Raw genomic sequence first — 10,629 nt, 5'->3', positions numbered from 1 at the left:
CGCCCTGCTCGACCAGCTGGACGCCGCCGGCGCCGAGGCCGACGAGGTCACCGTCCACACCCCCGACCTCGACGACGTCTTCTTCGCCCTCACCGCCCCTTTCGAGAAGGCCGCCCGATGACTCCCCTCGCCCTCGCCGTGCGCGACTCGTCCACCCTGCTGCGCCGCAACCTCCTCCACGTACGGCGTTATCCCTCCCTCACCCTCAACCTCCTGCTGACACCGCTCGTCCTGCTGCTGCTCTTCGTGTACGTCTTCGGCGACGTGATGAGCACGGGCATCGCCGTCGGCGACACGGGCGTCGGGAGCGCCGAAGCGACCGGCCGGTCCGCCTACCTCGCCTACCTGACCCCGGGCATCCTGCTGATGACCCTCGGCACGACCCTGGTCGGTACCGCCGTGTCCGTGGCCAACGACATGACCGAGGGCATCATCAACCGGTTCCGCACGATGGCCATCCACCGCGGGGCGGTGCTCATCGGCCGCGTCGCCGGCAGCGTGCTGCAGGCGGTCGCCAGTGTGGTCCTGGTCGGCGTGGTGGCCGTGGCCATCGGGTTCCGTTCCGTCGATGCCACCGCCCTGGAGTGGGTGGCCGCGTTCGGTCTGCTGGTGCTGATCGCGGTGGCGCTCACCTGGATCGCGATGGCGGTGGGCATGATCAGCCCGAACGGAGAGGCGGCCGGGAACAACGCGGTGCCGCTGGTCGTCCTGCCGTTCATCTCCAGCGCGTTCGTCCCCGTCGACCAGATGCCCGGCTGGTTCCGGCCGCTGGCCGAGTACCAGCCCTTCACCCCCGCCGTCGAGACGCTGCGCGGTCTGCTCCTGGGCACGGAGATCGGCCCCAACGCATGGCTCACGGTCGTGTGGTGCCTGGCCCTGGCCCTCGTCGGTTACGTCTGGTCCACGTCCCTGTTCCACCGCGACCCGGCATAAGGGCACGGACAGCCTCGCCCAACTCCTCCCGCCCCAGGGCGGCGTACGCCGAGACCGCCTCGGCGTACGCCGCCGCGTCCGCGTTCCGCGCGGCCCTGCGCGCGCGGGCCTGAGACATCGTCGGCTGGAACTGCCGCAGGACGTGGAGCCGTTCGGCGAGCGCGATCATTCCCGCCGGGTGGGGCCGTGGAGCTGGGGCGGCGGCGATGCCCGCCAAGCCGAGCGCGTGCAGGACCGTCCCCACCACCGGCAGGCCCATGGACATACGCGTCGGGTCGAGGACCAGCTCCCGCAGCCGCTCCTCCAGCCAGTCGACGGACTCCGCGACCAGATCCAGGCGCCCGGCATACGCGTGGGCCGACACCGCCACCGACCGGACCTCCAGAGCCCACGGATCGTGCCGCACCCCGTCCTCGCGCGACGGTCCGGCCACCGTCAGCCGCTCCACGGCGGTGCGCCACAGCCCCAGCCCCGCCTCGGTCCTGCCCCGGGCCAGCGCGATCTCGGCGCGTTCGCCGAGGTCGGGACCGTAGAAGACGTCCTCCTGCGGAACACCGCCGTCGTCGGCGCTCCCGCCGGCCGCCGCGCCGCCGTCGGCCTCCCTCAGCCAGTGCTCCGCCTCGTCCACCTCGCCGAGCTGCAGGCAGGCCAGGGCAAGACCCCGGCGGATCCCGATGGCATCGTGCTCGTCGCCCAGCCGCGGAAGCACGTCGAGCGCCGCCGTGAGATGGCGGTACGCGACCTCGCCCCGCTCCCTCCGCAGGCTCAGCTCACTCACCCGGGCATGGGCCATGACCTGGAGGGACGGCGGGGCGGCCGGCACCAGAGCACCGACCATGCGCCGGGCCGCGGCGAGCGCACCGGTGAGGTCGTGCTCGAACTCCCCCAGATAGGTGGCCACGCACTCGGCGAGACCGGCGACCAGCGGCCGTCGGTCGGCGCGCAGTTCGTGCAGGACGAGGTGGCCGGGCGGCACCATCTCCGGGACGGCGGCGAGGACGGTGGCCAGGGCGCGCAGCGGCGTGTCCGGCGGGGCGGGCGGCAGACGCCGGAGGGTGACCAGCGTGCGCAGGACGTCGAGGCGCGGCCCTGAACTCATGTACAGGCCCGCCGTGCAGAGCGCCGCAGCGGTGCGGGCGGCCTCGACGTACGGAGGGTCGGGGCGGTAGCGGGAGAGCGGGGGAGCGGTGTCGGTGGCCAGTGCGGTCAGGCGGGGGTAGTTGGAGTCGGTGGCCCACAGGGCGGCGAGGAGGGCGGTCACGGCGGCGGTGGTGGGACCGTCCGCGCGGGCCAGCGCCTGCCGCAGGGCCGGGACCAGGTTGTCCTGCTCGGCTCTGATCCGCGCCCAGAGCCGCGTGGACAGCCGGGGCCCGAAGAGCGACGCGTGGTGGGCGAGCCCGAGGTCCCGTGCCCACGCGAGGAGACGCGTGACCGCTTCCTCGTCCTCGCCCGCGGCCGTCCGGCGGGCCGCACTGAACTCCCGTACCGTTTCCAGCATCCGGAACCGCGCACCGGCCGGAGTGTCGGTGACCGTGAGCAGCGACTGACCGGCCAACTGTTCCAGTACGCCCAGCGCGTCCGGACCCCACACCCGCTCGGCGGCCTCGCCGGAGAACCCGGCGGGGAACACGGACAGGACGCGCATCGCGGCGCGGGCGTCCTCTTCCAGCAGGTTCCAGCTCCACTCCACGACCGCGTACAGGGTGCGATGCCGCTCCGGCACATCCCGCGCCCCGCCGCGCAGCAGCGCGAACCGGTCGCCGATGCGGCGGGCGATCTCCGCGACCGACAGCACCCGCACGCGGACGGCGGCCAGTTCCACGGCGAGCGGGAGCCCGTCGAGGTGACGGCACAGGTCGGCCACCGCGTCCGGCGGCAGCTCCACACCGGGGCGTGCGGACCGGGCCCGATGCGCGAAGAGCTCGACCGCCGTGTCGAGCCCCAACTCGCCCAGCGCGTACACGGATTCCGACAGCAGGTCCAACGGAGCCCGGCTGGTGGCCAGCACGCGCAGGTCCTTCGACGACGCCACCAACGCCTGTACGAGAGCGGCGACGCCCTCGACGACCTGCTCGCAGTTGTCGAGCACGAGCAGGCACGGCCCCGCCCCCACCACGCCCAGCACACCGGCGACGGGATCGACGGGACCGGGGCCGCCCGCCATGCCGGGCCGCCCCGGAGCGTGCCGCCCCGCGCCCGCACCGAGCGCGGCGGCCACCGCGGCGGCCACGTCCTCGTCCACGGTGACGCCGGCGAGCGGCACGAAGTACACCGCACGCTGCGCGGCCCGCCCGCTGACGGCATGCGCGAGCCGCGTCTTGCCGAGCCCTCCCGTGCCCACGACGGTCACGACACGGGAGTCCCGCAGCAACTCCTCCACCGCGGAGACGTCCCCGTCCCGGCCGAGCAGGGGATTGGGCTCCTGGAGCACACCGCGCCGCACCACGGGCGCCGCGTCCCCCAGCAGTTCCCGCTGCACGGCCCGGAGGCCGGGACCGGGATCCGAGCCGAGCTCCTGGCGCAGCGCGCGTCGGTAGGCCTCGTAGCGCTCCAGCGCGGCGGACGGACCCGAGGTCGCGGCCCGGCCCCGCAGCGACGCGGCCAGCACTTCCTCGTCACGCGGACGGTCCGCACCCGCGGCGGCGAGGGGACCGGCGGCCTCCGCGTGCCGTCCCAGCCGGGCCAGCGCGAGCCCCTGAGCCCGCACGAGCGCGCTGCGCACGGGAGCGCGCGCGGCCCGCAGCGCTGCGACCGGATCACCACTGTCACCGGGGCCGTCGGGGACACGGTGGGCGATGTCGTCCGGGACGCCCTCCCACAGCGCGAGCCCGGCGAGGGCCGCGGCCAGCGCACCCGCATGATCCCCGCCCCGTGCCCGCTCGGCACTGGCCTGGGCGTGCAGCAGGACAGCGGAACTGTCGACCTGCTCCTCGGCGAGCGCCAGCCGATAGCCGAGGGCCGTACTGACCACGAGGGAGGACCCCCACTGCGCTCGCACCCGCGAGACCAGCACCTGCACGGCCTTCCCCGGCCGCCGCGGTGGCGACTCCGGCCAGAGCCCCTCGACGATCCGCTCGACACGGCACCCCGCGCGCAGATCCCCGGCGAGCAGGGCGAGAAGGGCGCACAGCCGGGGCGCGGTGACCTCCTGCCCGCGGAAGGAGACACGCGGCAACAGCGTCAGATCGGGGCTCACCCGAGCACACTAACGAAGCCGCCGCACCACGCCGTCCGGTCGGGAATCAGCGGGACATCAGGAGAAGTCGAGCACCAACCGGCCGCGCAGTCCGCCCGCTTCCAGGAGGCGGTGCGCCTTGGGGGCCTCCTCGGCGGGCAGCACGTCGGCGACGTGCAGGGTCAGGGCGCCGGCCTCCACCTGTCGACGCAGGACGTCCAGTCCCGCGGTGTCCCTGATGCCCTCCGTCACCATCACCGGGTGGACACGGATCCCGCGCTCGGCCGGGCCCTGCCAGCCCCGCAGTTCGGCCAGCGCCCCGCCGTCGGCGACGGCGGCCACGACCTCGGTGGTCTGCATCGAGCCGTCCACGAGGCCGACGACACCGCCGGGCGCCACGGCGCGGATGCGAGCGGCGACATCGGAGCCGCGCTCGACGACGTGGTCGGCGCCGAACGCCCTGACACGGTCGATGTCGTGGGGTGCGGCGTCCGCGATGACGGTCAGGCCGTCGGCCTTGGCGAGCTGGACCGCGTACCCGCCGACGGCACCGGCCGCGCCGGTCACCGCGACCGTTTCGCCGGGCGGCACGGCCAGGGCGTCCAGGGCGAGACGGGCCGTCATGGCGTTCATGAGGAGGGTGGACGCGGCGGGGAGGTCGACGCCCTCGGGGGCCGGCACCACCGACGCGGCGGGCACCACGATCCGCTCGGCGTACGCCCCGCCGTGCGGATCGGTGAACAGGACCATGGCGACGACGCGTTGGCCCACGGCCAGCCGGTCGTCGGCCCCCGGACCGAGCTGGTCGATCACACCGGCGGCATCCATGCCGGGCACGAACGGGGGCCGCCGGTCCGGCATGCGTACGGCGTGCCCGCCCGTACGCAGAAGGACGTCCGTCGGATTCACGGCGGCCGCGTGCACACGGATGCGGACCTCGCCAGGACCCGCCTGCGGTACGGGCAGCTCCAGTACGCGCAGCACGTCCGGACCACCGAACTCTTCAATGCCAATAGCCTTCATGCCACGCTGCAACCGGCTTCGAGGGCCCCGCATTCCTCAGCGGACTCACACGTGTTCGGACGCGTGAACGTGGCAGCGGAGACGAGAGCGCCTCGCGGCGGGCACGCCCGAGCCCGACGCCCCGGAACGCCTCGGGTGCGAGGCGGTCGGCGGTGCGGCGGGCTCAGGCGTCATCGCCCGGTCCGGGCGGAACCCTCGGTCGGGTCAGTCGGTGGGGCGCCCGAGACGCACCGGGAGCGTCTGGTGGCCGTTGCTGATCAGGGAGCCCAGCGGCTGCAACTCCTCGACCGGCACCGCGAGTTCGAGGTCGGGGAAGCGATCGAAGAGCAGGCGCAGGGCGGTGGCGACCTCCATGCGGGCCAGCGGCGCTCCCAGGCAGAAGTGGACGCCGTGCCCGAAGGCCAGGTGCTCCTTGAGCGGACGGCTGATGTCGAAGGCGTCCGCGCTGTCACCGTGCCAGCCGGGATGGCGGTTGGCCGCCGCGTAGGAGGCGAGGATCGCCTCGCCCTGGGCGATGGTCTGGCCGTCGGGCAGTTCGACGTCGGTCACCGCGTACCGCAGGGGCAGGTGACGGACGGCCGGCTCGAAGCGGAGGGTCTCCTCGACGGCGTCGTGCCAGTCGACCTTGCCCGTCCGGAGCAGGGCGAGCTGGTCGGCGTGGGTGAGCAGCTGGGTGATCGCCTGGTCGATGACGTTCACCGTCGTCTCGTACCCGGCGCTGATCATCAGCAGCAGGGTGTCGCGCAGCTCGTCCTCCGACAGACCGCCCTCCTCGTCCGTGTCGCGCGAGGTGATCAGGAGCGAGGTCATGTCGTCGCCCGGCTCGGCGCGCTTGGATTCGATGAGCGTGTGCAGCGCCCCGTAGAGCGCCGCGGTGTTGGCCTCGGACTGCTCGGCGGTCAGCGTGGTGTCGAACACGCCGTCGACGACCTGGCGGAAGGCGTCCCGCTGCCCGGCCGGTACGCCCATGAGGTCGCCGATGACCGCGATCGGCAGCGGGTAGGCGAGGCGTTCGCGCAGGTCCACCGTCTCACCGGGGGCAAGAGCGGCGAGGTCGTCGAGGATGCCGGTGACGATGGTGTCGATGTTCTGCTGGAGGGCGGTGATGCGGCGGTGGCTGAAGGCGGGGGCGACCATGCGGCGCAGACGCCGGTGGTCCGCTCCGTAGGCGGTGAACATGTTCTCCACCGCGATCCACAGGGCGAGCGGCCACCGCTGGACCGTCTCCTGGAACTCCGGCCAGTGCGCGCGTGCGTCCTTGGAGACGTTCGCGCTGGTCAGCAACTCCTTGAGGAGAGCGGGATCGGAGACGGACCAGGCGGTCACGCCGAGAATGTCGACGCGGACGGCACTGCCGTGCTTCCGCAGCTCCCGGTGCTCGTCGTGGGCGCGGACCCCGGTCGGGTCGAGCGTGATCGTGGGCGAAGTCATGGCGGATGTCCCTTCAGGCGGATGCGGCGGCGGGGAACACGACAGGAAGCGCGGCCAGCGCCCGGTGGAACGGCCCGGGACGCCAGGTCAGCTCACCCGGCGCCGCGGCGAGATCCATCTCGGGCAGTGCGTCGAGCAGCTGGGTGATGGCCGTCTCGGCGATGAGATAGGCGTGCGGACGCGCGGGGCAGGCGTGCGGGCCGGTGCTCCAGGACAGGTGCGCGCGATTGCTGGCGATGCGCTGTTCCCCGAGGACGGGATCGTTGTTGCAGGCGGCCATCGAGATGACCACCGGCTCGTGCGCGGGCAGCAGGAACCCGTCGACGTCGACGGGATGGGGCGGGTAGCTGATGCAGTAGTTCGCCAGGGGAGGGTCGGTGTACAGCACCGTGTCGAGAGCCTCGCGGACCGAGGAGCCACCGGCGTGCAGATCACCGGAGAACTGGTCGTCGGTGAGGATCTTGAGGACGGTGTTGGAGATGAGGTTGGTCAACGGCTCGATGCCGGCGCCGTACAGCGTGACGAGCTGATGGGCCATCTCGATGTCGTCGAGCTCCGCGGCGTGCGCCAGGAGACGGGTGGTGATGTCGTCGCCGGGCTGCCGGTGGCGCAGCGCCACCAGATCGGCGACGGCCTGGGAGAGGATCTCGTTGCCGCTGGCGGCGTCCACGCCCTCGAAGATCTTGGCCATGCCGTCGGCGATCCGGCGGCCGATCTCGTCGGGGCAGCCGAGCAGGGCGCTCAGGACCCGGAAGGCGATGGGCCAGGCGTACTGGACCAGCAGATCCGCGCCTTGCGCGGCGCGGAACTCGGCGATGGTGCCCTCGGCCACCTGCTCGACCAGCGAGCGCAGCTCGTGCTGGTCGACGGCGTTGATCGCGGCGGTGTTCGCCGACCGGTAGCGGGTGTGCGCCGCACCGGTGGACCGCAGCGCGTTGGGACGGCTCTCCATCATCGGGCGCACCGGGCAGCTCTGCGGGACGGACTGCTCCCACACCCGCGGGTCGGCCGGGAACCGCAGGGGGTCGTTGAGGATCCGCCGGGCCTGGGAGTAGCCGATGACGAGGGTCGCCGGGACACCGGGGACGAGGTCCACCGGGACGAACGGCCCGAACTCGGCCCGCATCCGCTCGTACGCGGTGTGCGGATCGGCCGCGAACTCGGCGTCGTACAGGGCGATCCGGCGCACGGAGGCCTCAGGGGTCGTGGTCGGACTGGTCACGGGCGCGGCTCCAAGACAGGTGCTTTCAGGTCGGACAGGTACTCGCAGAGGGTGATCAGGGCCATGACGCCGGAGCTGCCCTCGCGCGCGTCGCACGTCGTCAGCGGAGTGTGCGGGTCCAGGTCCAGGGCCTGACGGATCTCGTCCAGCTGGTAGTACGGGGCGCCGTCGAACAGATTGATCGCCACGGCGTAGGGCGTGCCCTGCGCCTCGTGCAGGGCGAGGATCTCGAAGGAGGCCTCCAGATTGCGGGTGTCGACCAGCACCAGCGCCCCGAGCGCACCCTCGGTCAGCCCCGCCCACAGCGGGCGGAAGCGGTCCTGGCCGGGGGTGCCGAAGAGATACAGCACGAGGGCGTCGCTCAGGTGCAGCCGCCCGAAGTCCAGGCCGACCGTCGTGGTCGTCTTGCGCGGCGTGCGCGCCAGGTCGTCCACTCCGGCGCTGGCCTGGGTGATCCGCTCCTCCATGCGCAGCGGGGGAATCTGGGAGACGCTCCCGACGAACGTCGTCTTGCCGACACCGAAGCTTCCCGAGATCACGATCTTCGCGGAGCGGGTCACGCCGGGGGGTACGTAGATGAGGCCGTCAGACGAGGGCGCGGAGACCACGCAGTACCTCCTGGAGCAGATCGGTTTCGGGTTCGTCGTCACCGGCGGGCACCGGTCGGGTCAGCAGGCCCTCGTCGATGAGGGAGGAGACGATGATGCGGACGGTGGAGGGAGGGAACTCCAGGGCGGCCGCGATGTCCGCGACCGCCAGACCGCCGCCCCTGGCGTTGCCGAAGAGGCTCATCACCCGCCGCGCGTCCGCACTCAGACCCTCGCGCGGGCCGCTCGCGGCGAGCACCACGGTCTCCAGGCGCACATCCGGATGGGCACGCATACGCCCGTCGGTACGGACGTAGGGCCTGACCAGGTCCGGGTCTCGCCGCGGCCCGCTCACGTCGTCGGGAGGCCTTCGACGGAAGGCTGCCGCGGGGCGACCTTCATCTCGTGACCCACGCGCTGGGCCAGCTCCAGCATGTGATGGGTGATCAGACCGATGTCGGCGTCCGGTCCCGTGGTCTGCACCGACAGCATGGTGTTGCCGCCGGCCTGGGTGATCAGGCCCACGTGGTTGGTCAGCTCGATCAGTGCCTGCCGCGTGCCCCCGCCGCCGGTCTCCTGGTCGTACGCCAGCGCGGCGGCCCGCACCGCGGCGGTGATCGCGGCGAACTTCTCCGCGTCGTCCTGCTCGATGTCGGCCGTACGGGAGTGCAGCAGTCCGTCGGAACTCATGAGCACCGCGTGCCTGACACCCTCCAGAGACCCCAGTGAACGGTCCAGCAGCCAGCCAAGTTCATTGCCGGTGGTCACGGTTGGGCTCCTTCGTGCGTGGTGGTGGACGGGTCCTGGGTACGCGCGCTGCGCGTCCCCTTGGCCCAGGCGGCGGCGATGGAGGGACGGCCCGGCGCGGGGGCCGCCTGGCCCGCGGTGTCCTCGGCGGGGGCCGACGGCTCGGCCGCGGGAGGCCCCGGACGCGTCCGTGACCGGACGGTCAGTCCGCTCGCGGTGGTGCGCCGCGCGGCGACGGGCTCGGCGACCGGCTCGGTCGGCACCTCGACGGGCGACGGAGCGGGAGCAGGCGCGGGGGCCGGCACGGGGGCGGGCGCGGAACGGGGCTTGGGCACGGGCGCGGAGGTCAGCAGACTCTTGGGGACGAACATGTACACGCGGGTCCCGCCGAACGGGTTGGGAGCCTCGACGTCGATCCGGAAGCCGTAGTCACCGGCGAGGGCCGCGGCGGCCCGCAGGCCTGTCTGCGGGTGCGCGCCGAGCTGGTTGATGTCGTCGCGCTGAACACCCGTCAGGATGGCCCTGGCCCAGGTGAGTTGCTCGTCGTTCATGCGCAGACCGGCGTCGTCCACGATGACCGAGACCCCGTGGTGCCCCTCCTGGAAGGCGACGTGCACACGGGCCGTGGAAGGCGAGTAGCGGACCGCGTTGTCCAGGAGGACCGCGAGCGCGTGGACGACGGGTCCGACGGCCCGGCTGGTCACCGCGACGTCGAGCTCCTGGTGCTCGACGCGTTCGTACTCCTCGATGCTGCCCATCGCGGCCCGCACCACATCGGTCATCGGCGTGGCGGGCCACCGGCGCGACAGCTTGCCGCCGGACAGGACCACATAGTTCTGGGCGACGAGCAGCATCTGCTGGGTGGGGTGGTCGATGCCGACGAGCGTCTCGTACGCCTCGTCGCCCTCGTGCCGCCGCACGCCCTGGCTGACCCGTTGGCTCAGCTTCGACGCCATGCCCACCATCGCCGAGGACACGGCACGCACCGCGGCCCGGCTGGACTCCTGGGCACTCACCCGCGCGCGGTCGGTCTCGCCCTGCGCGGTCTGCTGCGCCTCGGTGATCTGGGCGCTCGTGCTGGTCTGCGCGTCGTACTGCACCTTGCGCACGGTGTGGGCCGCGGAGTTGGCCAGCTCCGTCAGGCGCTGCGCGAGGACGGTGTTCACCAGCGCCGGGGGCAGTTCGATGTCGACCCCGCGGCCGGTGCCTTGGCGCTCGGCCTCGGCCCCGAGACCGGGAATCACGCCGCCGGCGAGCTGCATGAGCACATCTTCGGTGGCGCGCTGGCGCCCGGCGAGCTCCGCGGCCTGTTCACGGAGGCGGTCGCCGGTACGGCGCTCGCCCCGGTACTGGTCCCAGAACCGCCAGGCCGCGCCGCCGGCGGCCAGGGCCAGAACTGAGGGGACCACCGAGGTGGCCTGTATCAGGTCTGTCATCACGTCCTCTTACAAGTGTCAATGGAGAGCAGGGCAGCCGGGTGCCGCCGGGTGGACGGGGTGACGGCAACACGA

Annotated in this window: 9 protein-coding genes and 1 pseudogene; 2 read left to right on the top strand and 8 right to left on the bottom strand. The window is 72.8% G+C overall.

The features are described from left to right. Together AB0L89_RS34890 and AB0L89_RS34885 are read left to right on the top strand one after the other, a co-directional pair. A pseudogene (locus tag AB0L89_RS34890) lies at window positions 1–121 on the top strand (ABC transporter); the annotation flags it as partial. Next, window positions 118–933: an ABC transporter permease gene (locus AB0L89_RS34885; RefSeq protein ID WP_365150384.1), complete on the top strand. Its 816-nt coding sequence runs from the start codon at window positions 118–120 to the stop codon at window positions 931–933. The pseudogene AB0L89_RS34890 and the gene AB0L89_RS34885, both read left to right, overlap by 4 nt. Here the strand turns inward: AB0L89_RS34885 and AB0L89_RS34880 are convergent. From AB0L89_RS34880 to AB0L89_RS34845, 8 genes are all read right to left on the bottom strand, one after another. Next, the gene (locus AB0L89_RS34880) at window positions 854–4,129 is read right to left on the bottom strand and encodes a BTAD domain-containing putative transcriptional regulator (protein ID WP_365150381.1); all 3,276 of its coding nucleotides are present in this window, start codon (window positions 4,127–4,129) and stop codon (window positions 854–856) included. The genes AB0L89_RS34885 and AB0L89_RS34880 overlap by 80 nt on opposite strands. A gap of 57 nt (window positions 4,130–4,186) precedes the next feature. Continuing rightward, window positions 4,187–5,131: an NADP-dependent oxidoreductase gene (locus tag AB0L89_RS34875; RefSeq protein WP_365150378.1), complete on the bottom strand. Its 945-nt coding sequence runs from the start codon at window positions 5,129–5,131 to the stop codon at window positions 4,187–4,189. Window positions 5,132–5,335: 204 nt separating this feature from the next. After that, the gene (locus AB0L89_RS34870; RefSeq protein WP_365150375.1) at window positions 5,336–6,562 is read right to left on the bottom strand and encodes a cytochrome P450; all 1,227 of its coding nucleotides are present in this window, start codon (window positions 6,560–6,562) and stop codon (window positions 5,336–5,338) included. 13 nt (window positions 6,563–6,575) lie between these two features. Continuing rightward, window positions 6,576–7,784: a cytochrome P450 gene (locus tag AB0L89_RS34865; RefSeq protein ID WP_365150372.1), complete on the bottom strand. Its 1,209-nt coding sequence runs from the start codon at window positions 7,782–7,784 to the stop codon at window positions 6,576–6,578. Continuing rightward, complete coding sequence (locus AB0L89_RS34860; protein ID WP_365150369.1) at window positions 7,781–8,344, bottom strand: ATP/GTP-binding protein; 564 nt, start codon at window positions 8,342–8,344, stop codon at window positions 7,781–7,783. The genes AB0L89_RS34865 and AB0L89_RS34860 overlap by 4 nt, the downstream gene beginning before the upstream one ends. A gap of 25 nt (window positions 8,345–8,369) precedes the next feature. Beyond that, complete coding sequence (locus tag AB0L89_RS34855) at window positions 8,370–8,666, bottom strand: DUF742 domain-containing protein (protein WP_365150366.1); 297 nt, start codon at window positions 8,664–8,666, stop codon at window positions 8,370–8,372. Window positions 8,667–8,722: 56 nt separating this feature from the next. Continuing rightward, window positions 8,723–9,139: a roadblock/LC7 domain-containing protein gene (locus AB0L89_RS34850; RefSeq protein ID WP_365150363.1), complete on the bottom strand. Its 417-nt coding sequence runs from the start codon at window positions 9,137–9,139 to the stop codon at window positions 8,723–8,725. Next, window positions 9,136–10,554 (bottom strand): ATP-binding protein, encoded by a 1,419-nt coding sequence (locus AB0L89_RS34845; protein ID WP_365150360.1) that lies wholly within the window; start codon window positions 10,552–10,554, stop codon window positions 9,136–9,138. Before AB0L89_RS34845 ends, AB0L89_RS34850 begins: the two co-directional genes overlap by 4 nt. Window positions 10,555–10,629 lie beyond the last annotated feature (75 nt).

The sequence above is a fragment of the Streptomyces sp. NPDC052114 genome, from assembly GCF_040680155.1.
Lineage (GTDB): Bacteria > Actinomycetota > Actinomycetes > Streptomycetales > Streptomycetaceae > Streptomyces.
Note: the sequence above shows the minus strand (reverse complement) of the source record. Positions and strands in the feature narration are given on the sequence as shown.